Here is a 24,316-nt window from a genome sequence, read left to right as displayed (position 1 = left end):
CGGGCACAGAACGGGCCGATCCTATCGATCAACCGGTGGCGCAAGTCCCGGAGGATGCGTAATTTCAGTACATTGGGGCTCGTTGTTCTAGGCCCGATACTGGCGCTTGCGACCTATCTCGTCATCGGTCCCTTCGATCTTGGCACGGCGGCGCCGACCTTAAGGCTGATTCTGTTGGCCGACTTGGTTTATGTGCTGGTTGTGGCAGCGCTTGTTTTGGGGCAGCTGGGCAGTCTGATCGCAGCCCGGCGCGCGAAATCGGCGGGGTCGCGTCTTCACCTGCGCCTGATCGGCGCGTTTACGCTGTTGGCTCTGGTGCCGACCGTAACGGTGGCGATCTTCGCCGGGCTGACCGTGAATATCGGCCTTGAAGGCTGGTTTTCGGACCGGGTGAGGCAGGTTGTCGGCTCGTCGCTGACGGCTGCCGAAGCCTATGAACAGGAGCACCGGCAAGGTCTGACGCAGGATGCGGTTGTTCTGGCACGCTTCCTCGATAACGCGCGCTCACTGGATTATTATATCTCGGATGCCGAACTGCGAGAGGTTCTGGCACAGGGGCAGGCGCAGATTCAGCGCGGCCTGCGCGAGGCTTACGTGATCGATGGCAGCGCGGAAATCCGTTCACGCGGTGATCGGTCCTACCTGTTCGACTACGAAGCGCCCACGCCCGAAGAAATGATCGAAGCCAACGATCAGGGCGTGGCCATCATTGCCGATTGGGAGAACAGCGAGTTCCGCGCGCTTGTTCCGTTGAAGGCTTATCTGGATCGGTATCTTTATGTCAGCCGCGAGGTGGACGGGCAGCTTCTGACATTGCTAGATGAGACCAAGGAAACCGCCCAGTTCTATCGCCAGCTGGAAAGTGAGCGGGGCAGGGTGCTGTTCGAATTCGGCCTGCTTTACCTTGGCTTCGCGGTGATCCTAATTCTGGCCGCGATGTCGTTGGGCATGTGGTTTGCCGAGCGTCTCTCACGCCCCGTCGGGCGTCTGACGACGGCGGCGCAACGGGTTGGCGCCGGTGACCTGAGCGTTCAGGTCATCGAAGAGGCCAGCGATGACGAGATCGCAATGCTGGGCAGATACTTCAATCAGATGACCCGGCAGTTGAAAGGGCAGCGCGACACGCTGCTTGAGAACACGCGCCACATCGAACGTCGGCGGCGGCTGTTCGATTCGGTGCTGAGCTCGGTCACATCGGGGGTTGTCGGTGTCGATTCAGAGGGTTGCGTGACCTTTGTAAACCGGTCTGCCGAACGCCTGCTCGGCTGGTCCGGCGGCGAACGGCATGTGGCCATCGGCATTGCGGTGCCCGAGTTCCTGCCGTTGTTCGAGACACTCAAGGATAGCGGGCAAGAGGCGGTTCAGGGCGAGGTGAAAGTCACCCGCAAGGGTCAGTTGGAGAACCTGCTGGTGCGCATGGCGATCCGGCGTGGTGAAGACGGCGGGCTTGAAGGCTATGTGGTCGCCTTTGATGACGTGACCGATCTGGTCAGTGCACAGCGCATGGCGGCGTGGGGCGACGTTGCCCGCCGTATTGCGCATGAGATCAAAAACCCGCTGACTCCGATCCAGCTGAGCGCCGAGCGGATCAAGCGCAAGTTCTCGCGCAAGCTGGACGAGGAGGATTGCGATAGCCTTGAGTCCATGACGGACGTGATCGTGCGGCAGACCAATGATCTGCGGCGGATTGTGGATGAATTCTCAAAGTTCGCGCGGATGCCGGAACCGGAACGGCGCGAAGAGAACATCGTCAAGTTGGTACGCGAAGCCGTTCTGCTGCAGCAGGCGGGTCAGCCCGAGGTTCAGATCGATGCGGACTTGCCGGAACAACCCATTCAGGCTGATGTGGACGCGACCATGTTGAGTCAGGCGTTGACCAACCTGATCAAGAACGCAGGCGAGGCCATTGAAACGCTGAAAGAAAAGGGCGCACCGGACAATCTGAAGCCTCAGATCAAGGTCGCTGTCTCCAGCGACGATGCGGGAACGCAAATTACCATTGCGGACAATGGTATCGGCTTACCCGAAGACCGGGCGCGGCTGTTCGAACCCTATGTAACCACCCGCGACGAGGGCACCGGTCTGGGCCTGCCCATCGTCAAGAAGATTATCGAAGAACATGGCGGAGCGCTGACATTGGAAGACGCGCCCACATTTGACGGACAGGACCATTACGGTGCGATGGCTGTCATACGTCTCCCCGGGGCCTCAGGCGGCCCGACAAATGCGCCGGAAAAACAGGCGATTAAAACAAACAAACTGAAAGCAGGCCAAAGATGAGCGACATTCTGATCGTAGATGACGAACGCGATATTCGCGAATTGGTGTCCGACATTCTGGAGGACGAAGGCTATTCCACCCGGCTGGCGGCAAACTCGGATGAGTGCATGTCGTCGATCAACGCCGAACCTCCGGGGTTGTTGATCCTCGATATCTGGCTGAAAGACAGCCGAATGGACGGGATCGATATCCTGAAAGCGGTAAAGCGGGATAACCCGGATGTGCCGGTGGTGATCATTTCGGGCCACGGCAATATCGAGATTGCGGTGGCAGCGATCAAACAGGGCGCCTACGACTTTATCGAGAAGCCCTTTAATATTGACCAGTTGATGGTTGTGATCCGCCGCGCGATGGAAACCTCGCGCCTGCGTCGCGAGAACGCCTCGTTGAAACGGCAGGAGGTCAGCTGTTCGGATATGATCGGCAAGTCGGCCTCATTCCGGGCGATGCAGGGGCAGTTGGACAAGGTGACCAAATCCAATGGGCGCGTCATGCTCAGCGGTCCGGCGGGGTCCGGCAAGGAGATCGCCGCGCGCTATATCCATGCGCACTCCAACCGGGCCAATGCGCCGTTTGTCACCGTGAACTGTGCCGGGATCGAGCCGGAACGGGTCGAAGAGGTTCTGTTCGGTCGTGAATCCTCCGAGCGCGGGATCGAATCGGGCCTGCTGGAAGAAGCTCACGGAGGCGTGGTCTATTTCGATGAAGTCGCTGACATGCCGCTGGGCACGCAATCCAAGATTCTGCGCGTATTGGTCGATCAGCAGTTCCAGCGCGTCGGCGGTTCGGACAAGGTAAGGGTTGATCTGCGTGTCATCTCTTCGACCAACCGCGATCTTGAACAGGAAATCGCCGCTGATCGCTTCCGCGAAGAGCTGTATCATCGGCTGAACGTGGTGCCGATTGCAGTCCCTTCACTGGAAGAGCGGCGCGAGGATATTCCGGTTCTGGCGCAGCACTTTATCGAAATGTGCAACGAATCTCAGGGTTTGCCGGTGCGCGAGCTTTCCGATGAGGCCGTGGCCCTGCTGCAGACGATGACGTGGCCGGGCAATGTGCGCCAGCTTAAGAACCTGATCGAGCGGGTGCTGATCCTAGGGGACAGCACGGGCCCGATCGAGGCCCGCGAGCTGCCCAATGAAGAAGAAAAAGCGGATGAATCCGGGCGTGTGGTTCTGTCTGGTGCCTTGGCGACGTTGCCACTGCGTGAGGCGCGTGAAGCCTTCGAACGTGAGTATCTGCTGACCCAGATTAACCGGTTTGGCGGCAATATCAGCCGCACTGCCAGCTTTGTCGGCATGGAGCGCAGCGCATTGCATCGCAAGCTCAAGTCCTTGGGGGTTGTGACCTCGAACAAGTCAGGCGCACGCGTGGCGCAGATTGATGAGCCCGAGCCCGCTGAGTGATTGAAACAGCGGGATTTGCCTCAATGACCGCAAGGAATGCGAAGACCAAAGCCGTTTCCATTGGCTTCCCGGCTTTCGGGAAGCGGCTGAGGAGGCTGCGCCGGTCGGTCGGATTGAAGCAATCCGCCCTTGCCGATCTGTTGGAGGTCGATCAGGCCACGGTTTCACGCTGGGAGACTGGCGGTCAAACACCTTCTGCACATGTTCAACAAGCGGTGTTTGCGGCACTCGGTCCGGTCAGGGTGCAGGATTCTGCGCTAAAGCGTTTGGTGGTGAATTCATCCGAATGCCTCCACCTTGTTGAAGAAGCCAGCCATACCTGCCTTGCATATTCGGCCAACCGGGCGCGCGATTGGAAAACCTCTCGGCGGGCGTTGCTGGGCGTGTCGCTCTGGCAGTTTGCGACCGATGAGATCCGGCACGCCGAGGGTGAGCTTCAGCAGGAAGGCTGGTGGGATTTGCACACACCAGCGCCCAAAGCATTTCTGACTTCCGAGGCTGTGCACGACCGGATCAGGATCAGTGCCGGGCAAATCGTGTGGGAGCGTTTGTATCTTTCCGATGGCACCCCGGTCCGTCTGGTGAGCGGACGGCGAGAGGGTGTCGCATAATTTATGCGTTCCGTTGCTGTAGTGGTCGCGATAGACCGGTCGCATGAGCGCCTCTTTCAGCACCTTTCTGCAAGTCATATTGATCTGGTGCGCGGGCCTTGGGGCCGCGACCCAGTTTGCCAAGATCGCCGTTCCCTTTGCCGATATCGGATTAGCGTATCCTGATCATGCCGCCGTGATTGGCTGGCTGCTGTCGATTATCAGCCTGATGGGCGCGGCCTTGGGCGCGATATCGGGGGCAATCACCGCGAAGATCGGACCAAACCGGCTGCTTTTGTCGGGGCTTGTTCTGGGAGGCGCACTGTCACTGTTACAGGCCAGCCTGCCGGGGTTCGAACTGATGCTTGCGAGTCGGGTGGTCGAGGGGGTGTCCCATCTTGCGATTGTGGTTGCCGCACCGACGCTGATTGCTCAGATCACGACTGGCCGCGCGCGGTACAATGCCATGGTGCTATGGAGTACGTTTTTCGGCGTTGCCTTTGCGCTGAATGCCTGGTTGGGGCTGCCAATTGTCGGCCGGTTCGGGCTGTCTGCCTATTTTGCCTTGCACGGTGTCTTGATGGTGCTCGTTGCCGGGCTGATCGCGTTGAGCAAACTGAGAACCGATATCAATCTGTCGGGCGATATGGGATGGGGATTATCCGCGTTCCTCGATGTGCACCTCAGAACCTATCGCTCGCCATTTGTTTCGGCGCCCGCAATAGGATGGTTTTTCTACACGCTGACCTTTGTATCGCTTCTGGCAATCCTGCCGGGCCGGTTGCCCGAAGATCAGGGCGCGTCGATTGCCGCGCTGATGCCTCTGGCCGGGATCGTTCTGTCCTGGCTGCTGGTTCCGTTTCTTTTGACCCGCCTGTCCTGTGTCAGTGTCGTCAATCTGGGGTTCGGGCTGGGGATTCTGGCGATCATTGCGTTGTTTCTCGGCGCGCCGCTTGCCTTTGGGTGTATCGCATTATTTGCCGTTCTCGGGCTTGTTCAGGGCGGCAGTTTTGCGGCGGTGCCCGAGTTGAACGAAACGGCAGAATCTCAGGCATTGAGTTATGGCGCAATGGCGCAGATGGGGAATGCCGGAAATCTTCTGGGAACGCCGGTTTTGCTGGCGATTCTGCTGGGTGCCGATGAGGCCGCAATGTTCCTGGCCGTTGCCGCGTTTTATGGCATCGCGATTGTGGTGCATCTGGTTCTGGCGCGGCGGCGCAAGGTTGCGGGGCGAATCTGAGTGCCGGCGTTCAATCGGGCTGCCCCGGCGTGATGATCTGGAAGGAACCATCATCGAATTTCACGAAGCAGGACGCGCTGCTTAACGGAGGGAGCGTTGTGGTGCGCGTGGGCACCACCCTTGATTTAACGCCCTGTTTACAGGGGGGGAGACTGACCGGGCGATAGCCTTTCTGCGCCATGCATTGCGCCTCGACCCTGTTTCGCAGGCCCTGATTTGTGTCAACGGTATACACCCGACCCGGCTCCCACCATCCGGGGTTGCGATAGCAGCGGCCTCGACTGTCGCAATAGGTGCGCCCGGGCCAGTAGGTCGGAGGGCTTTGCCGGACCTGATTGGCGACGGGCGCGTCCTTAAGCGCCTGCACCTGACAGTTCGTTGTGTCGGTCTGCATACGCGCCACACTCTCGCCCTGGCGATAATACAACGAAAGCGGACCGCAGGCTGTGAGAGTCAGCAGGCAAATCAGAGCGGGCAGAACTGTTTTCATGCACTTACTTTGACGCAGCTTCTAAGTCATGACAATTCAATTGACCGCTTTGGGGGCATCTGTCATTCAAAGATTTCAGGCAGAAAGGCCCATAACATGAAGGTCATCATTTGCGGTGCTGGTCAGGTCGGCTGGCAAATTGCGCGTCACCTGTCGGGCGAGTTGAACGATGTGACGGTGGTGGACAATAACCCCGATCTGGTGCGCCGTGCGACCGAGACGCTGGATGTGCAGGGGATCGCGGGGTTCGCAAGCTATCCGGATGTGCTGGATCGGGCAGGGGCGCGGGATGCGGACATGATCATCGCAGCCACCCATTCGGACGAGGTGAATATGGTCACCTGCCAGATGGCGCATTCGGTCTTCTCGATTCAGCGCAAGATTGCGCGCCTGCGGTCGAAATCCTATCTCGAAGCGATCCATTCAGACCTCTACCGTCGCGACCATTTGCCCATCGACGTGGTGATCAGCCCCGAACGCGAGGTCGCCGCCGCTGCGATGCGCCGTCTGTCGGCTCCGTCGGCGTTTGACACCGAGATTTTCATGGACGGCAAGGCGCAGCTTCTGGGCATTCGCGTAGATGAGGACTGCCCGATCATCAATACTCCGCTGCGACAACTGACGGACCTGTTTTCTACGCTCAGCTCGATCGTGGTTGGCGTCCGCCGCGATGGCACGCTGTTTGCACCGGAATCCGAGGATCAGCTGTTTATAGGCGATGAATGTTACGTGTTTACCAACGTCAAAGACGTTGATCGCACGATGGAGGTGTTCGGCAAGGCCCAGCGCAAGCAGGATCGGGTGGTGATTGTTGGCGGCGGCAATGTCGGATTGGAAGTGGCTCGTACGCTGGAGGAGCGCGAAAGCCGGGTGCGTGCCAAGATTGTCGAACGCGACCGCAGATGTGCCGAAATCGCGGCCGAAGCGCTGGAGCGCACCATCGTTCTGAACGGCGATGGTCTGGATTCATCGCTGCTGAGCGAGGCGGGTATCGAACGTGCAGATGCGATGCTGGCGGTGACGGATGACGACCGCACCAACATGCTGGCTGCTGTGCGTGCCAAGGGAGAGGGCTGTGCGCTGGCCATCGCCCTTATCAACGACCCCAGTATGGTCGCCCTGATGGGCCCGCTGGGTATTGATGCCTATATCAATCCGCGTGCCACAACCGTCAGCTCAATCCTGCGCCACATTCGCCACGGTCGCGTGCGTCAGGTCTATTCCATCGGTGACGCAGAGGCTGAGGTGATCGAAGCCGAGGTACTCTCGACGTCGCCCATGGCCGGTCAGAAGCTGCGTGACATTGATTTTCCCGAAGGTGTTCTGGTCGGGGCGGTACGTAAGGGCGACGAGGTCCTGCGCCCGACCGGCAGCCTGCGCATCGACGAGAAAGACGTCGTAGCGATCTTTGCCATGGCCAAGGACGTGCCCGAGGTCGAACGCCTGATGCAGGTCTCGATCGATTTCTTCTGATGGTGCAGGCGCGCGGACAACAACGGATCGGAGTAATGCGGCGGCTGCCGCTGTTGCTGATGATCTGGGGGATTGTTTCGCTGTCGATGTGGATACCCGCAGTTTATGCGCTGGCATTGGATGATCACGACACTTCGCGATCGTTCTTCTATTCCGGGTTGCTGGGCGTATTTGCGGTCTCGATCATTGCGCTGGCGATGTCGAACCGAAGCCCCAGGCGCGGAACGCTTGGCCAATTGGCGGTACTGCTGGCCGCGTTCACCATATTGCCGGTATTCCTTGCCATACCGTTTCATGATGCGCTGGGGACGACCAGCTTTCTGAACGCGTATTTCGATATGGTCAGCGCATTGACCACGACCGGAGCTGATCTGTTCCCCGATCCGGCACGTCTTTCGGCGCCGCTGCATCTGTGGCGCGCTTTGGTCGGATGGATGGGGGGGCTGCTGATGTGGATATCAGCCGCCGCGATCCTCGCGCCGTTGTCGCTGGGGGGCTTCGAGGTCACGGCCAGAGGGCAACCGGGCCGTCCGGTCTCGGGTGTGGCCCAGAGCGAGAAAGCGGACCCACGCGGTCATCTGATCCGTGTGTCGCGTACTCTGGCACCGGTCTATGCCGGCCTGACGGGCGTGATCTGGATTTTGCTGTTGATCGCGGGCGAGCAAGGGTTGACCGCTGTGTGCCACGCGATGTCGGTGATGGCCACATCCGGTATCTCACCTGTGGGTGGGCTGGAAGGGTCTACCGCAGGTATCACCGGCGAAGCGATCCTTTTCCTGTTCCTCTTCTTTGCCCTGTCGCGGTTGACCTTTTCGACCGATACAGCGACCTCGGGTTATTCGCGGCTGGACAAAGATCCCGAGTTCCGGATCGGCATCGTCATCGTGCTGGCCGTGGCCGTACTGCTGTTCATCCGGTTTCTGGCCGGAACGGCCGAGTTGAACATCACGGTCGAAATCCAGCAAGCGCTTGCGGTGTTCTGGGGTTTCATGTTCACCGCCATGTCCTTCCTGACCACCGCCGGGTTTGAAAGCGCGAACTGGAACGATGCGCAACAATTGTCTGGCCTTGGGACACCCGGCCTGATCCTGATGGGGCTGGCGCTGATCGGCGGGGGCGTAGCCACCACTGCCGGCGGGGTCAAGCTGCTGCGGGTTTTTGCGCTTTATCTTAATGGCAAGCGCGAGATCGACCGCCTGATCTACCCGTCCTCCGTCAGCGGTGAGGGTGGCGGCAATCGTCGCATCCAAAGCGATGGCGCTTTTATCGCGTGGATATTCCTGATGATGTTCGCCCTTACGCTGGCTCTGTTCGATTTGCTGCTGGCCGCCATGGGAGTCGGGTTCGAACAGGCAATGGTACTGAGCGTCGCCGCGCTGAGCACCACCGGGCCGCTGATCGAACTGGCGACCGATGTACCTATACGATTGATCGATCTGTCCGGCGCGGCCAAGCTGACGGTCTGTGCGGCGATGGTTATCGGCCGTCTGGAGACACTGGCGATCGTCGCGTTGATCACGCCTGCATTGTGGCGCGATTGACCAAACGGAAGGCTGCTGCCGTTACTGCCTGATTTTTCATCTGGAATATCTGTTCACGGCACTCCATACTCAGCCGGAGGGAGCGCGTTGGTCCGCAGCGCGTAGCAAGAACAATGGCGAGATTATAATAATATGGCTTCGGACAGACAGAATCTGCAGGACGCGTTCCTGAATAATGTACGGAAAGCAAAGGTCCCGGTCACGATATTCCTGATCAACGGCGTGAAATTACAGGGTGTTATCACCTGGTTCGACAATTTCTGTGTATTGTTGCGCCGCGACGGACAGTCGCAGCTGGTCTACAAACACGCGATTTCGACCATCATGCCATCGCAACCGATCAGCCTGTATGAGGGCGAAGACGCCTCTTGATGGAACATGACAGGACGCACACCCGGGCCTGGGTGCTGCATCCGGAAATCAAGTCAGATGAGCAGCGCCGCGTTCCAGAACCGGCGCTGGAAGAAGCGGTGGCATTGGCTGCCGCTTTGCCCGATCTGGATGTGATCGGGTCAGAAGCCGTGCGCTTGCAACGCGCTCAGGCGGGATATCTGTTCGGAAGCGGCAAGATCGACGAGCTGGCTGAACGGTTGCATGACCATGAGATTGAGCTGGTGTTGATCGACGGGCCGGTCACGCCTGTTCAGCAGCGTAATCTGGAAAAGGCGTGGAAGGTCAAAATCCTAGACCGGACCGGCCTGATCCTTGAGATTTTCAGCGACCGCGCACGGACCCGCGAAGGTGTGTTGCAGGTCGAGATGGCAGCGCTCAGCTATCAACGCACGCGTCTGGTGCGGGCCTGGACTCACCTCGAGAGGCAACGTGGTGGCCTTGGGTTTGTCGGCGGCCCCGGTGAAACTCAGATCGAGGCTGACCGCCGTGCGATTGACGAGCAACTTGTACGCCTGCGCCGACAATTGCAGAAGGTCGTGAAGACGCGCACGCTGCATCGCGCCGCGCGGGCCAAGGTTCCGTACCCGATTGTCGCGCTTGTCGGATATACCAACGCCGGGAAGTCCACATTGTTCAACAGCCTGACCGGGGCCGAGGTGATGGCAAAAGACATGTTGTTTGCCACTCTGGACCCAACCATGCGGCGGGTCGAGCTGCCGGATGGTCCCGAGGTTATCCTGTCGGATACGGTGGGGTTCATTTCGAACCTGCCAACCGAGCTGGTGGCGGCGTTTCGTGCCACGCTCGAAGAAGTTCTGGGTGCTGATCTGGTGGTGCATGTCCGTGATATCAGCCACGAAGAAACTGAGGCTCAGGCGCAGGATGTCGAGACGATTCTGACCTCGTTGGGCGTCGAGGATGATCGCCCCCGGCTTGAAGTCTGGAACAAGATCGACTTGCTGAGCCCGGAGGAGCGCGAGGCGACGCTGGCGCGTGCAGACCGTGATCCAGCGATTTTTGCCATCTCGGCTGTGACGGGCGAGGGGGTCTCCGCCCTGTTGGCCGAGATTGCGCGAGTATTGCAAGGCGCACGGCATGAAGCGACATTGACGCTCGGATTTGCCGAAGGTGACAAACGCGCCTGGTTGTATCGTCAGGACGTGGTGCGCTCGGAACAGCGAAACGAGCACGGGTTTGAGATCACGGTGCTTTGGACGGACAAGCAGGCGTCGAAGTTTGCAGCGTTCTGAACGGTGCTAGGTCGGATCGAAGGGGGCTGGCTATGACGCAGGACGAAAACGCGAAAGTCTGTTTGCAGGGGCACATTATGGTGCCGGCGGCGCAGCTTGACCAAGTGCGGCAAGCTCTGCCTGAACATATTGCGCTGACGCGCGCTGAACCGGGTTGTCTCGGTTTCGAAGTGGTTGAGGACAACAACCATCCGGGTCGCTTCAATGTGTCGGAGGTGTTCGAGAGCAAAGCCGCGTTCGATGCCCATCAGGAGCGAACACGGGCGTCGAACTGGTTCCGGATTACGCAAGGTCTTAAGCGGCATTATTCGATAACAAGCGGCTAGGGGCAGGTCGGCATCGATGAGCGGTTGTTTTCACACCCCGTCGATCTGACGCTGTTGTTCTTCGGCATCAAACCACTCCAGCGAAGTCTGGATTTTGTTGTCGGATGTCAGCTCCCATTGCTCCCAGCCGCGTGTGACCACCGGGTTGCCGGTTTTGGCGTGATGACCTTCCAGTGTTCGGACAAACAACGCGTGTGATCCAGCCCACCGCATCATGTCGCAGCGCACCTCCAAATCGGGGAATTCAGCATATAGGCCGCGCACCATACCGATGATCGCAACATGACCTTGCAGGGGTTCCCCCCGGTTTACGCTGACCTGGCCCTCGGGTGCAAAAAAACCGGCTACGGCTTCGGCATCACCCGAACTCCAGGCGATGGCATAGTCGCGGGCAAGATTGTTCAAAGTATCGCGAAGGCTGCCCATGCATTTCCCCCCTGATGCCGATGTGGCTGCCCAACGACTTTAGGCGAAGACAAAGACCCACGTCCACGCGGGCTGTGGAAAGGGGCGGGGAATTGCCGAAAAGTCGACTTAGCGAGGGTTGAGTGCGGTCACACCCACTGCTGCGGCACGGGCCAGTCCGACGTCCAGCGACATCGGAATATACTCTCCGCGACGCCAAAGTTGCGCCTGATCGTCGTAGTAGCGCGACAGGAAATGGCCGGACTGACCGGTTGCGGTAATGAAGACCGAGCTGTCAGGATCGGCGAAATCATAGACCCCGCGATAGCCCGCCCCGTGCACGTTCTGGAACGGGTCCGGCCCTTCGCCCGACGTGCGCCCGCGGAGCAGGGTATTGTCCCCTCCGCTGGTCGATTGGCGGATGTTCACGAAAAAGCGCAACACCGGCACCTCGCCCAATACCGGGTGGTCATGTGTGGCCTGATGGGCATCGCCCCAGCGCAGGGATTCCAGCGCTGAGCCATAGTGCTCGGAAATCCAGAGGATCGCGTCATCCAGCGCCAGCCGCGCCATATCGGTACAGGTCTCGACCAAAGCGCTCTGGCGCACGTCACACCATACAGAGGCACCGTCTATATCGCGATACACCCGTTCGATGAACAGCGGTTCGACATGTTTGTACTCGGCCGCCAGCGGTCCAAGTTCGTCCGAGATCAGACGGATCTGCAGGGCGCGCAGCCATGCGGCGTAGATCAGCGGCTCAGGCAGATGCTCGTTCATCTCGCCATTCCAATTCGCCAGCAAATCCAGCGCGATCTGGCGCTGACGTTCCGGGGTGCCTTCGGGGGCGGCTTCTCCGGTGAACCAAAGATCGGCACCGATCAGGGGCAACAGGGACCGGGCGGTGAAGCTTACGGTATCCAGTTGCGCCTCGATGAAACTGTCGCGGGTGTGCACCTCGCGCGATTGCATCAGGCGCTCCCAGCGATGGACGCGCTGCGTGTCACCCCATTTGTAAGACACATGCAAGGGGAAAGGCCGGTCGATGATCTTGTTGTTTGTATTGCCAAGTACACCACCGACCGGGGCCACGAATTCAGGATTATCCGAATAGGGCAGGCGGCCTTGCCAACGGTTCCGGTCAAGCCAGCCGGGGGTCGGGATACGCCCACGGCTTTGATTGTTAAGATCCCGTTTCGGCATGGCGCCAATCAGTTTCAGACCGATCGTGTCCTTATCCACCAGCGATAGATTCTGCGAGGGCGCGATGAAATCTTCGGCCAGATCGATCGCCTGCCGCACGGTGTCGGCATTCATCAAGGCCAACGACGCGCTCATCGAGGTGTCGCGCGGGCTCAGTGCGCTCCAGGACAGAGTGGCGACATGGCCCGGTGGCGTAATCGTTTCAAGATTATAGTGAGTGCCCGGCAGTACGGGGCCGTTCTCGGTCCAGCGTAAGGTCAGGGTGATGGGGGCCGCATCCTTGATCTCGATGATCGAGGGCCGGGTCTGGAAGCGTTCGTACCCGTTCGGCGTCAGATATTCCTCGGGGTTTTCGGGGTTCAGCTGTTCGATGTGAACGTCCTGATCATCCAGATACGACGAGGTCAGCCCCCACCCCAAACGGTCGCTGCGCCCCGCCGAAATGGCGGGAACGCCGGGGATGGTGGCGCCGATTACACCGCCTTTGGCCAGTTCCAGACGCGCCAGATACCAGATGCCGGGCGCCGCGAAGCCCAGATGGGGATCATTGGCCAGCAATGTCCCACCGCTGGCCGAACGGGACGGTGCGGCGGTCCAGCCGTTTGAGGCGCCTGCCAGCCCGCGCCGGGGAAATGGCGATAGCGGAGTGTCGGGCATAGGCGTGCCCTTTGCATAGCGGGGCAGGTTCGGAAACAGCGCTGCATATTCAGGCAGGGCGGCAATGCCGGGGCCGGGGACATTGGGCAGAATGTCGGCCAGCCGCGCGGGGTTCTCGAGCATCAGAGAGGTCCGGGCGCGCAGGACCTCGTCTTCGAGATGGCCGGACAATTGCAGGCTCATCAGTTTGATGATGGCAATGCTGTCCCCCGGTTGCCAGGGGGGAACGGGGGCGTTGAACAGGAACATCTCGGGCGCGCCACGTCCAAGCGCCTGTTCGTTGATTTCGGCCAGCCGTGCATTGATCCCGGCAGAATAGGCGCGCAACGCGGCCTTGGTGTATTCGTCCTGTACCTCGACCGAGCGATGGGCGAGGCCATAGAGGTCCAGCCGGCGCAACAGTTTGTCGATATGAACGGTGCGCTGCCCGAACACCTCGGACAAGCGGCCCTGCACCGTGCGGCGCAGAACGGTCATTTGCCACAACCGGTCCTGCGCGTGGGCGTATCCGAGGCCAAAATAGACATCCGGATCGGTCTGGCCGAGAATATGCGGCACGTTCGCAGTGTCGCGGACGATCTCGACCGGGGCGGTTATCCCTTTAACTTCAACCGTCTGGTTATATTCCGGCAGTGACTGGCTGGCCAAAAAATAGACTAATCCAACAGCGGCGATCGCAAGCAGGATCAGGCCCGTTGTCAGTCGTACCAACCAGCGAAAAACCAGCCCCATCTGTCCCTCAAGATATCTGTGTATTCATTCGCGCCGAGGTTACTGGAACCCCCGCCGGACCGAAAGAGTATTGCTGCCTTAAATTGTGTTAATCCACCAAAACTCAGAGCCCCGCCACAAGATGTAGCGGGGCTCGTCAGAGGGGGGAGGGTGGTATCTGGGGATCAGGGAATAATGCGCGTGTATTTGGTGCCTTCGATTGTGGCGCCGAACTTCAGGCCCGCCTGTCCGAAGACGGCTGCCAGTACCGGCTTGCGCAATTGGGTTGTGTCGGTCGAAAGCGACTCACCGGTCGCATCGACGACGTATCCGATATCGGCCCCGGCGGTCCAACCGCTGGAGCGGCGGAAATCGTTCAGTGCTTCTTCGGTCATGAAGAACAGAACATGCGCATATTGCTGTGCGCCGATCTGCAGACCCGCAGAACCGGAGATGGCTGAGTAATAGTCGACCGTTGCACCCTGAATACGCAGCGCGCCCTGACCATAGGCACCGCCGAAGATAAATCCGGCATCCGTGATCAGCGGCATCACCAACATTCCGTTGGCCTTGTTGGCGATTTCTACGGTGTTGGGGTACTTGCTGTACATTTCATTCAGCGTCGCATCGACACGCGCGTCGAGCGTTACCGCATTGGAATTCCCGACGCCGTTGCCGCAGGCGGCGGTCAGCGTCAGCCCGGCCATGCCAATAGCAAAGCCGCGACGGCTGAGTCGGGGGGAGTTTGAACTGCTCATGTTTCTCTGTCTCTGTGTATGTGCCTGATATGTCGGGTATTCCCGATCTTGTCTGCAAGAATACGCCGATTGCACCGGCCTGTCACGGGAAAGCTGTGCTGCGCCCGCAGCAAATCGGCGAAAAATTGCGACAATCTGAGGTGTTAGCCCTGCAGGATGCGCGCAGCTTCGGGGGCAAAGTAGGTCAGAATGCCGTCACACCCGGCGCGTTTGAAAGCCAGCAAGCTCTCAAGCATCACTTTTTCGCCGTCGATCCAGCCGTTTTGCGCCGCCGCCTGGATCATCGCGTATTCGCCGGACACCTGATAGGCGTAGGTTGGCGCGCCAAAGCTATCCTTCACGCGGCGGCAAATATCCAGATACGGCATTCCCGGTTTGATCATGACCATATCCGCGCCTTCAGTCAGGTCACGCTCGATCAAACGCAGGGCCTCGTTCGAATTGGCCGGGTCCATCTGATAGGTCTTCTTGTCGCCGGTCAGCGCACCCGAGGCACCGACGGCATCGCGGAACGGACCATAGAAGGCGCTCGCGTATTTCGCCGCATAGCTGAGGATCATGACATTCTGATGCCCTGCAGTCTCAAGCGCGCGGCGCATCGCTCCGATACGGCCGTCCATCATGTCGGACGGGCCGATGATGTCGGCTCCGGCCTCGGCTTGCGCCAGTGTCATTTTCACCAGCGCCTCGACCGTCTGGTCATTCACGATCTCGCCATCGATCACATAGCCGTCATGGCCGTTGATGTTGTAGGGATCGAGCGCCACGTCGGTCATCACCGCCAAATCGGGAGCGGCGGCCTTGATTGCCCGGATGGCGCGGTTCGACAGGTTCTCGGGGTTCCATGCTTCGGCACAATCTTCGGTTTTTAGGCCGGGGTCGGTATACGGAAAGATACAGATCGCCGGGATGCCAAGGGCCTGAGCCTCAACGGCGGCTTTGGCGATCAGATCAACGGAGCGGCGCACGACACCGGGCATCGAGGGGACGGGCTCTTCAATGCCCTCGCCATCGCGCACAAAAACAGGCCAGATGAAATCATCCACGGTCAGGGTGTTCTCGCGTACCAGACCACGGATCGCTTCGGATTGACGTGTTCTGCGGAACCGGGCCTGGGGATAGGGGGCGATGGTGGGTTTCATGGCGCACTCTCCTTGAACAATTGCGCTTTGGGTGGCATGAATTCCCAGTGGTCTCAAGGGTAACAATGGACGCATCGCTGCGATGACGGTTCCTGCGGACGGTGAATAAAGGGCAGGCGCTTGGACATATACTCTTCGATTTTCGAACTCATCGATATGCGGAGCTTCTCGAATCTGTGGTATTGGATCGGATTGGCCGTTCTATGGTCATCCGCCAGTCACTGGGCGATGGGTGTGCCCTTCGATCTGGTGGTACGCGCGCGTCGTGTGGGGGGGCAGTCGGAACAGGACCTGCTGGATATCGTCCGGATAAATGCGAATCGGTTGCTGTATATCGTTGAAACCTCGGGTTTGTTCATAATGGCGATCTGCTGTTTTGTCTTAACCGGGCTGGCGATACTCGGTTTCTTTTATGAGGTTGAGTTCGCTCAGGCAGTGTTCTTGCTGCTGTTTCCTATGTGTTTCGTGCTGCTGATAAACATCAGGGCAGCCCACCGGCTGATGCAGCAAGAGGCTACGGTGGAAAACGTTTCGAAAACGCTGACACGATGCCGGACATTTACGCAGATCATCGGAATGTTCACCATCTTGATCACTGCGTTCTGGGGAATGTATCAGAACATTTCGATTGGTGTCCTAGGTTAGTAGTCTCTGAAAGGCAACGCAATGATGGCTCCGAACCACGTAACAGTCGGCGGCGCCCCTGAAGGGTTTGACGCGCAGCTTGTGCTGAATGAGATTGCCCGCTCGGGTGGTCCGGTCTGTCATGTCGCGCGCGATGACAAGCGGATGGAGGCGACGCGGGCGGCGCTGGCTTTTTTCGCTCCGGAGATGCCTGTATTCGTGTTTCCCGGTTGGGATTGTCTGCCGTATGACCGCGTTTCGCCTAATGCCGATATCTCGGCCGCACGGGTGGCGACATTGGCGGCAATGGTGCATCAGATGCCGCAGCAGTTTGTGCTGCTGACCACACTGAACGCGGCGACGCAGCGGGTGCCTGCACGCGAGGTCTTGCGCGAGGCGGCTTTCACCGCGCGTGTGGATCAGCGCATAGACGAGGACGCGCTGCGGAACTTTCTGGTGCGCATGGGGTTCACCCAAAGCCCCACGGTAATGGAGCCCGGAGACTACGCTATCCGAGGTGGCATCATCGACATCTTTCCACCCGGCGACAGCGGCCCGGTCCGGCTGGACCTGTTCGGAGACGTTCTGGACGGCGCCCGCCGGTTTGACCCGGTCACCCAGCGCACGACCGAGAAACTTGATCTGGTTGAACTGGCCCCGGTGTCCGAGGTCATTCTGGATGACGCGGCTATAACGCGGTTCCGCCAGAACTATCGCATCGAGTTCGGCGCAGCCGGCACTGACGATCCGCTCTACGAAGCCGTCACTGCGGGCCGCAAACATCAGGGCATCGAACACTGGCTGCCGTTCTTCCACGAAAAACTGGAAACGCTGTTTGACTATCTGCCGGGGGCCACGATCTCGCTGGATGATCAGGTTACGCCGGCGCGGCTGGCCAGATGGGATACGATCGCCGATCAGTATGAGACGCGAAAGCTGGCGCTGGAAAACCGTTCGCGCATGGATTCGGTTTACAAGCCGACCCCGCCCGGATTGCTTTATCTGGACGATGCTGCATGGGACGATGCGGTGGGTGACCGGCGCGTGCTGCAATTCAGTCCTCTGCCGCAAGCCAGTGGGCCGGGTGTGATCGATGCGGGGGGGCGGATCGGACGCAACTTTGCCCCTGAGCGCCAGCAGGAAAACGTCAGCCTGTTCGGAGCGCTAGCGAGTCACATCCAAAACAAAATGGACAAGGGTCCGGTTCTTGTCGCCTCATATTCCGAAGGAGCGCGCGAGCGTCTGACCGGGTTGATCGAAGATGAGGGTCTGGCCGAGGCGGTTCCCGTCGCCGACGGCACCCGGATCGGCAAACGTGGCTTGCATCTGGCGGTCTGGGCGTTGGAACATGGGTTCGAAACCCCTGATCTGACGGTGATCGCCGAACAGGACGTTTTGGGTGACCGCCTCATTCGCCAGCCCAAGAAACGCCGCAAGGCCGAGAATTTCCTGACCGAAACCCAATCCCTCAGCCCCGGTGATTTGGTGGTGCATGTCGATCATGGCATCGGCCGCTACAAGGGGATGGAGGTCGTCACCGCCGCCGGCGCTGCACATGAATGTCTGCTTCTGGAATACGCGGAACAGTCAAAGCTGTATCTGCCCGTCGAAAACATCGAACTGCTGTCGAAATACGGACATGATGAAGGCTTGCTTGACCGGTTGGGCGGCGGAGCGTGGCAGGCCAAGAAAGCCAGGCTGAAGGAACGCATCCGCGAGATGGCGGACAAGCTGATCCGCATCGCGGCCGAGCGTGCCTTGCGCAAAGCTCCGGTCATGGACCCGCCGCCCCACGCGTGGGAGGAGTTCAGCGCGCGTTTCCCGTATCAGGAAACCGATGACCAGTTGCGCGCCATTTCCGAGGTGATGGAGGATATGCACTCTGGTGCGCCGATGGATCGCCTGATCTGTGGCGACGTTGGTTTCGGCAAAACCGAAGTCGCCATGCGCGCGGCCTTTGTCGCGGCCATGTCGGGCGTGCAGGTTGCCGTTGTCGCACCGACCACTTTGCTGGCGCGCCAGCACGCGGCCTCGTTCAGGGAACGGTTCCGGGGCTTCCCGCTGGAAGTCCGGCAATTGTCGCGCTTCGTGTCGGCGAAAGAGGCGCAACAAACGCGCGACGGGCTGGCGCGTGGCACCGTGGATATCGTGATCGGCACCCATGCGCTGCTGGCCAAGGGAATACGGTTCCAGAATCTGGGGCTGCTGATCATCGACGAGGAACAGCATTTCGGGGTCGGCCACAAAGAGCGCCTGAAACAGTTGCGCTCGGATGTGCATGTGCTGACCCTGACGGCGACGCCGATTCCGCGTACGCTGCAACTGTCGCTGACCGGTGTGCGGGATCTGTCGATCATCGGGACCCCGCCCATCGACCGGCTGGCCATCCGCACCTATGTGAGTGAATTCGATGCGGTGACGATCCGCGAGGCGCTGTTGCGCGAACATTATCGCGGCGGACAGAGTTTCTATGTGGTCCCGCGGATCTCGGATCTGCCAGAGATCGAGGAATTCCTGAAAGAACAACTGCCCGAGCTGAGCTATGTCGTTGCGCACGGGCAGATGGCTGCGGGGGAACTCGATGACCGCATGAACGCGTTCTATGACGGCAAGTATGACGTGTTGCTGGCAACGACGATTGTGGAAAGCGGTTTGGATATTCCAACGGCAAATACCATGGTTGTGCACCGGGCAGACATGTTTGGTCTGGCGCAACTCTATCAAATCCGGGGCCGGGTGGGGCGGTCGAAAACCCGTGCCTATGCATATCTCACCACCAAACCGCGCCAGAAACTGACCGCCACGGCCGAAAAACGCCTGCGCGTTCTGGGCTCATTGGACACGCTGGGGGCCGGGTTCACGCTGGCGTCTCAGGACTTGGATATTCGCGGCGCAGGCAATCTGCTGGGCGAGGAACAGTCGGGCCAGATGCGCGATGTGGGGTACGAGCTCTACCAGTCCATGCTGGAAGAAGCGATTGCCAAGATCAAGGCTGGCGAGATGGAGGGTCTCAGCGACGCTGACGACCAGTGGGCACCGCAGATCAATCTGGGCGTGCCGGTCCTTATCCCCGAGGATTACGTGCCCGATCTGGACGTGCGGTTGGGGCTGTATCGCCGCCTGTCGTCGCTGTCGACCAAGGTCGAACTGGAAGGCTTCGCTGCCGAGTTGATCGATCGTTTCGGTACGCTGCCGAAAGAGGTGAATACCCTGATGCTGGTCGTGCGTATCAAGGCGATGTGCAAACGGGCGGGTATTGCAAAGCTGGATGGCGGGCCGAAAGGGGCAACAATTCAGTTCCACAATGACAAGTTTGCCTCGCCCGAGGGGCTGGTCGAGTTCATCCAGAATCAGCGCGGACTGGCCAAGGTCAAGGACAACAAGATCGTCGTGCGCCGCGACTGGAAGAAGGACAGCGACAAGATCAAGGGTGCCTTTGCCATCGCGCGTGACCTCGCCGAAAAGGTTGTGGCCGAGAAGAAGAAGGCGAAAGCCTAGTTGCCGGTGCTGCTGCGGACCAACTCGACCGGCGGCTTGTTATGATGATCGGCTGGGGTACAAAGTCATATGGGGTCTGACGCCGAGCAGATTATAAGCATGTATCGCCGTCATGCAGATGCGTGGGTAGCGCGCAGGAGCAAGCGTCTGTTTGAGCGGAACTGGCTCGACCGGTTCCTCGCCCTGATGCCCGACGCACCTCTGGTTCTGGATTTGGGTTGTGGTGCAGGTCAACCGGTTGCTCGGTATCTTTTGGGCAAAGGGTGTGCGCTAACCGGCGTTGACACTTCGCCACGGATGCTTGAACGCGCACAGGCTGATATGCCTCAGGCGCGTTGGGTGAACGCGGACATGCGTGGCCTTGAGCTAGATGCGAGGTTTCACGGTATTCTGGCGTGGAACAGCTTTTTCCATCTGACGCCCGACGATCAACGCAAGATGTTTCAGGTATTCAAGCGGTATGCTGCTGCGGGCGCGGCTCTGATGTTTACCAGTGGTCCGTCCTATGGCGAGGTGCTTGGTGAGCTTGAAGGCGAGGTTCTGTATCACGCAAGTCTCGACGCTTCCGAATACGAGGATTTGTTGGACAAACATGGCTTTGAGCTTGTGGATCATCGAATCGAGGACCCGGACTGTGGCGGGCATACTGTCTGGCTGGCACGCGGTTTCTGAGTTCAATCGCCCGTCACGAAGGTACAAATCTGCCACTCACCCGCATCGGATTTCACAAGCGCGGCGCGGTAGCCGACCATGGATGTCAGGAAGTCGCTGTACATGTAACCCACCGTGCCGTCGGTCAGTCGGATTTTCTGGTATGTTTCCTCGGTCTGGTAATCGGGAACGATGACCACCTCATGGCTTATCAGATCTATAATCGCTGCGCTGCGCGATGGTGTCTGGCGCAGCGAGACCTGCTCGGCCGCCACAAAATATGCGGTGAAGGGATCAAGGGAAGCGGGCAGGGCGATCCTCCAATGAGCCGGCATCCAGAACTCACCCTGATCGTCGAAATATCCCGGCTGCGACAGTGTGTTCTGCAGGTCAGCCCAATATGAGTCGCGCAGTTCGTCGGCCTCATCCCTGAATTCTTCGCTCAGCAGTTCGGGAGGTACGGTCAGGTTCGTGCGGAACTCGTCAGGTCCGCCATTGCTGCCGTGGCTAAGATAGATATCCGGGCAGGCGGCGGCCACGACGGCTTCGGTATCGCGCGCCTCGATCTTCGCGCGCAGTTCGGCCCTGAAATCCAGCAAAGCGGGATCACGCCCGGCCTCGTCTTCAGGTGGAAAGGACTGCCGCTGTGCCATCGCCGGGCCGCAGGTCAGCATGGCCAGAGCCAAGGGCAATGCTCTCATTCGGCGGCTCTCATCGCAGCTTGAGCACAGAAGCAGGACGCGCCGACAGCACGGTCTGCACGGGCAAGCGCGAGATCGAGGCGCTGTTGGATTTGCCTGATTTCTATGGTTTCCCCACGCGCTTTCAGGCAATCGGACAAGCCCTTCAAACTCCAGACATTATCGGGATGGATCGAGGCGCGGCTGAGTGAGCCGTCAAGGCCCAGATCCTCGCGATAAATCGCCTCGGCTTCGGCGGCGTGACCCTGCTCGAACAGCAGCGCGCCAAGCGCGTGGCGGGTGGGCTGCATCCAGCCCCAGGGTTCATCATAGGGTAGCGTATCGTCCAGTTCGACCGATCTGCGAAGGTGAGCGTAGGCGATGTCGTAATTCCCTTTGCGGTACTCGATCTCGCCACGCAGCATCTCTGTAGCGATCTCCAGCAGGTCGATGACACGATTGTTGTGCAGCCTGCGCGTTTCGGGGACACAGGTTTTTGCGGCGAGGAACAGGTTCTCTTCGGCCTCGGCTTCGTCGATATGGCCCGTCGCGGCAAACGCGATCGCGCGGGCGTAATGCGTTGTTGCGGTCAGTGTGCGATAAAGATCAGGATCGTCGGGAAGCTCCAGTGCCTTCGCCTCTTCCCATCGACCGAACCGGATCAGGATATGCGGGCCCATGGACATATAGCTTTCGAAGTAATCCGCCATGGGCGGGCTTTCGATACGCAGCATGTCCTCGGGCGTGGTATCCCAGAGTCCCTGATTGGCGTGCAGGGCCGGTTCCATCTGTCCCAGAAACAGCGCACCGTAAATGGTGAAGTGATAGTTGTGCTGCCGATAGCCGGTGTAAATGTTGAACGCGCCCTCACGCTCGTAATACTTCAGGTCTGCTTCGGTCGCCTTTTCATTCCAGTAAACAACGTTTTGATAGTGGCCGCACAGCACGTCGATATGGGTTGGCATATGCACCAGATGCCCCGCATCCGGCACCAGTGTGCGCAATACATCCCCGGCCTTCAGCGCCTTTTCCGGTGTTGGCGACATTTCCATCAGGTGGACATACAGATGCAGCAAGCCGGGGTGGGACATCGCCTCAGGATCATCCGCCATGGCCGTTTCCAGGGCGTCCTGCGCCTCCAAAGTGGCGGCGCCTGCAGCTGGTTTCCCGGTCCTGAGGTCCCACATCTGCCAGGGCGTGAGGTTCATCAATGCCTCGACATAGATCGTACGCACGTCAAGATTGCCGCGCTGTTCGGCAAATGCCGCACGCATGGCGTCGGCAAAATCATAGTCCCACGTATGCATGTCCTCGATCGGATTGCGCTGAGGGTAGCGGGCTGGCAGCGCCCGGATCAGAGCCTGTTCAACAGGCGTGCAGCGGTCCAGAAGGGACATGGCCTTTTGTGTGGCGTCATACGCTGTGGCCAGAGATCTGGTTTGGCCCTGCTCATCGCGCAGATCCCAGGGCAGGTTGTAATTCGGGCCCGCCGCGTACGCGACGCCCCAATGTGCCATCGCGCAGTCGGGATCATATTCGGCTGCACGCTGGAAGCAGGCAACGGCCTCGTCATGGTTATATCCATAGGTCCAGACCAGACCGCGATCGAACCAAAGCTGCGCTTCGGGTGATGCGGTGGTGACGGCACAGGAATACGTACCCAGATCGTAATAGTCGCTCATGAACCCCTCCCCACGAATTGGGGAAGGTTAGCGCGTTTCAATGGCTCTGCACAGATCAGGCGGGAAGTCTGTTTTCGATCCGGCCCATATGAAGCATCAGGCCGAAGCCCAGGACGCACAAGGTCAGCACGCCGGTCGTCAGCGGAGTGATCGAGCCATCGAACAACAAACCGACCGGCGCGGCGATCGCTGCGGCCAATACCGTGGCAATCGATCCTATGACCGAGGCGGCCATGCCGGCGATATGACCCATCGGTTCCATCGCGATCGCGTTCAGATTGCCCATCGTGACGCCTGCCATAAAGAACACCGTGGTCTGCCAGGCAACGAACAAAGCAAATGAGGCGTCCGCGGACAAAGGCATCATGTTCAGGACGATGACGCATCCGGTGATAACGATTTGTGCGCCCAGAGCCCAGGTCACGATCCGCCTCATGCCAAGGCGCACGACCAGCGCCGCGTTCAGCAGACTGGCCGATCCGGAGATCAGTGCCACGAACCCGAACCAGAACGGGAAGCTCTCTGCCCGGTCATGTATGACGTCAAAGACCGGCTGCACCATCGTCAGCATGGTGAACAGCATCCCCATGCAAAGCGTCTGCACAAGGATCGACAGCCGCACAGTAGGGTGGGCAAGCATCTCTTGCACCGCAGCCATTATAAGCGGCAGGCGGAAGGCGCGGCGGTTTTCGGGGGCCAGAGATTCGGGCAACCGCATGGCCATCCAGATCACGATGACCGAGGCGAACAGGACAAAGGACACGAAGATGCCACGCCAGCCGACCAGCGCGATAACGCCCGCGCCCAGCAGCGGTGCCCCGGCCGGAACCAATGTAAAGATCATCATCGCGATCGAGATAATGCGGGCCATCTCTCGCCCTGCGTAAAGGTCGCGTATGATTGCCATCGCCACGACCCGAGGGCCGGCAGCGCCCAGACCCTGGACGATACGTGCCGCCAGGACCAACTCGAGCGATGAACTGGCCCAGGCGACGGCTGACGCAAGAATATAAAGCGCAACGCCCCCATAGATCACGGGTTTGCGTCCAACCGCATCCGAAATCGGACCCGTGAAGAATGTGCCAATGCCCATGCCCAGTACAAACGACGTCAGGATAAGCTGCGCCTTGTTCAGATCACCGGGGCTCAGCTCAGCTCCGATCTCGGGCAGCGCCGGCAGCATTGAATCGATCGAAAACGCGATCGTGGCGAACATCATCGCGACCAGCGCAATGAATTCGCCCCGGGACATGCGATTGGTCATGGGGAACTCCTTCCCGATTGCGCTATCACGGCAAAACGGGTTGGACTAGATC

General features: G+C 59.5%; 20 protein-coding genes. 12 read left to right on the top strand and 8 right to left on the bottom strand.

Features of this window, described 5'->3' with window-relative positions; all coding sequences use genetic code 11:
* Window positions 1-54 precede the first annotated feature (54 nt).
* Genes RA27_RS06055 through RA27_RS06040 form a run of 4 tightly spaced genes read left to right on the top strand, consistent with a single transcriptional unit; the run spans window position 55 to window position 5,516 of the window.
* Entirely contained in the window at window positions 55-2,280 is a 2,226-nt protein-coding gene (locus RA27_RS06055) for a PAS domain-containing sensor histidine kinase (protein ID WP_241484032.1), read from the top strand.
* The gene (locus RA27_RS06050; protein ID WP_039535829.1) at window positions 2,277-3,686 is read left to right on the top strand and encodes a sigma-54 dependent transcriptional regulator; all 1,410 of its coding nucleotides are present in this window, start codon (window positions 2,277-2,279) and stop codon (window positions 3,684-3,686) included. Before RA27_RS06055 ends, RA27_RS06050 begins: the two co-directional genes overlap by 4 nt.
* Window positions 3,687-3,709: 23 nt before the next feature.
* Window positions 3,710-4,297 (top strand): helix-turn-helix transcriptional regulator, encoded by a 588-nt coding sequence (locus RA27_RS06045; RefSeq protein WP_052265183.1) that lies wholly within the window; start codon window positions 3,710-3,712, stop codon window positions 4,295-4,297.
* Window positions 4,298-4,340: 43 nt separating this feature from the next.
* Window positions 4,341-5,516 carry an MFS transporter gene (locus RA27_RS06040; protein ID WP_039535827.1) on the top strand — a complete coding sequence of 392 codons (1,176 nt, stop codon included), beginning with the start codon at window positions 4,341-4,343 and terminating at the stop codon, window positions 5,514-5,516.
* Window positions 5,517-5,526: 10 nt separating this feature from the next.
* Here the strand turns inward: RA27_RS06040 and RA27_RS06035 are convergent, their stop codons facing one another.
* Complete coding sequence (locus RA27_RS06035; RefSeq protein ID WP_039535825.1) at window positions 5,527-6,006, bottom strand: hypothetical protein; 480 nt, start codon at window positions 6,004-6,006, stop codon at window positions 5,527-5,529.
* Between the two features lie 96 nt (window positions 6,007-6,102).
* On the opposite strand from RA27_RS06035, the gene trkA reads away from it, so the two are divergent.
* The 5 genes from trkA (at window position 6,103) to RA27_RS06010 (ending at window position 10,989) form a co-directional block, all read left to right on the top strand.
* On the top strand, window positions 6,103-7,479 hold the full coding sequence (gene trkA / locus RA27_RS06030; protein WP_039535823.1) for a Trk system potassium transporter TrkA: 1,377 nt from the start codon (window positions 6,103-6,105) through the stop codon (window positions 7,477-7,479).
* The gene (locus tag RA27_RS06025; protein WP_039535821.1) at window positions 7,479-9,020 is read left to right on the top strand and encodes a potassium transporter TrkG; all 1,542 of its coding nucleotides are present in this window, start codon (window positions 7,479-7,481) and stop codon (window positions 9,018-9,020) included. Before trkA ends, RA27_RS06025 begins: the two co-directional genes overlap by 1 nt.
* 132 nt (window positions 9,021-9,152) lie before the next feature.
* The gene (gene hfq, locus RA27_RS06020) at window positions 9,153-9,392 is read left to right on the top strand and encodes an RNA chaperone Hfq (protein WP_010440340.1); all 240 of its coding nucleotides are present in this window, start codon (window positions 9,153-9,155) and stop codon (window positions 9,390-9,392) included.
* Window positions 9,392-10,663 carry a GTPase HflX gene (gene hflX / locus RA27_RS06015; protein WP_039535818.1) on the top strand — a complete coding sequence of 424 codons (1,272 nt, stop codon included), beginning with the start codon at window positions 9,392-9,394 and terminating at the stop codon, window positions 10,661-10,663. The genes hfq and hflX overlap by 1 nt, the downstream gene beginning before the upstream one ends.
* Before the next feature lie 32 nt (window positions 10,664-10,695).
* The gene (locus RA27_RS06010) at window positions 10,696-10,989 is read left to right on the top strand and encodes a putative quinol monooxygenase (protein ID WP_039535816.1); all 294 of its coding nucleotides are present in this window, start codon (window positions 10,696-10,698) and stop codon (window positions 10,987-10,989) included.
* Window positions 10,990-11,019: 30 nt separating this feature from the next.
* Here RA27_RS06010 and RA27_RS06005 read toward each other — a convergent pair whose 3' ends face one another.
* From RA27_RS06005 to hemB, 4 genes are all read right to left on the bottom strand, one after another.
* Window positions 11,020-11,415 (bottom strand): nuclear transport factor 2 family protein, encoded by a 396-nt coding sequence (locus RA27_RS06005; protein WP_039535814.1) that lies wholly within the window; start codon window positions 11,413-11,415, stop codon window positions 11,020-11,022.
* Between the two features lie 108 nt (window positions 11,416-11,523).
* Window positions 11,524-13,986, bottom strand: a complete 2,463-nt coding sequence (locus tag RA27_RS06000) for a penicillin acylase family protein (RefSeq protein WP_039535812.1) — start codon at window positions 13,984-13,986, stop codon at window positions 11,524-11,526.
* A gap of 164 nt (window positions 13,987-14,150) precedes the next feature.
* Window positions 14,151-14,723 carry a YSC84-related protein gene (locus RA27_RS05995; protein ID WP_039535810.1) on the bottom strand — a complete coding sequence of 191 codons (573 nt, stop codon included), beginning with the start codon at window positions 14,721-14,723 and terminating at the stop codon, window positions 14,151-14,153.
* A 143-nt stretch (window positions 14,724-14,866) separates the two neighbouring features.
* Window positions 14,867-15,865: a porphobilinogen synthase gene (hemB, locus tag RA27_RS05990; protein ID WP_039535808.1), complete on the bottom strand. Its 999-nt coding sequence runs from the start codon at window positions 15,863-15,865 to the stop codon at window positions 14,867-14,869.
* Window positions 15,866-15,985: 120 nt separating this feature from the next.
* Here hemB and RA27_RS05985 point away from each other — a divergent pair, with 120 nt between their 5' ends.
* From RA27_RS05985 to RA27_RS05975, 3 genes are all read left to right on the top strand, one after another.
* A complete protein-coding gene (locus RA27_RS05985) occupies window positions 15,986-16,510 on the top strand; it encodes a hypothetical protein (protein WP_039535806.1) in 525 nt (174 codons plus the stop codon).
* A 24-nt stretch (window positions 16,511-16,534) separates the two neighbouring features.
* The gene (gene mfd / locus RA27_RS05980) at window positions 16,535-19,987 is read left to right on the top strand and encodes a transcription-repair coupling factor (protein ID WP_039537055.1); all 3,453 of its coding nucleotides are present in this window, start codon (window positions 16,535-16,537) and stop codon (window positions 19,985-19,987) included.
* Window positions 19,988-20,086: 99 nt separating this feature from the next.
* Window positions 20,087-20,659 carry a class I SAM-dependent methyltransferase gene (locus tag RA27_RS05975; protein ID WP_206539982.1) on the top strand — a complete coding sequence of 191 codons (573 nt, stop codon included), beginning with the start codon at window positions 20,087-20,089 and terminating at the stop codon, window positions 20,657-20,659.
* A 2-nt stretch (window positions 20,660-20,661) separates the two neighbouring features.
* On the opposite strand, the gene RA27_RS05970 is transcribed toward RA27_RS05975, so the two are convergent.
* The 3 genes from RA27_RS05970 to RA27_RS05960 are packed head-to-tail and all read right to left on the bottom strand — an operon-like array spanning window position 20,662 to window position 24,264.
* Window positions 20,662-21,339: an SH3 domain-containing protein gene (locus tag RA27_RS05970; protein ID WP_039535803.1), complete on the bottom strand. Its 678-nt coding sequence runs from the start codon at window positions 21,337-21,339 to the stop codon at window positions 20,662-20,664.
* Window positions 21,336-23,000: a tetratricopeptide repeat protein gene (locus RA27_RS05965; RefSeq protein WP_039535802.1), complete on the bottom strand. Its 1,665-nt coding sequence runs from the start codon at window positions 22,998-23,000 to the stop codon at window positions 21,336-21,338. The genes RA27_RS05970 and RA27_RS05965 overlap by 4 nt, the downstream gene beginning before the upstream one ends.
* Window positions 23,001-23,055: 55 nt before the next feature.
* Complete coding sequence (locus RA27_RS05960; protein ID WP_039535801.1) at window positions 23,056-24,264, bottom strand: MFS transporter; 1,209 nt, start codon at window positions 24,262-24,264, stop codon at window positions 23,056-23,058.
* Window positions 24,265-24,316: the final 52 nt, after the last annotated feature.

The organism is Ruegeria sp. ANG-R (assembly GCF_000813985.1).
GTDB lineage: Bacteria > Pseudomonadota > Alphaproteobacteria > Rhodobacterales > Rhodobacteraceae > Ruegeria.
Note: the sequence above shows the minus strand (reverse complement) of the source record. Positions and strands in the feature narration are given on the sequence as shown.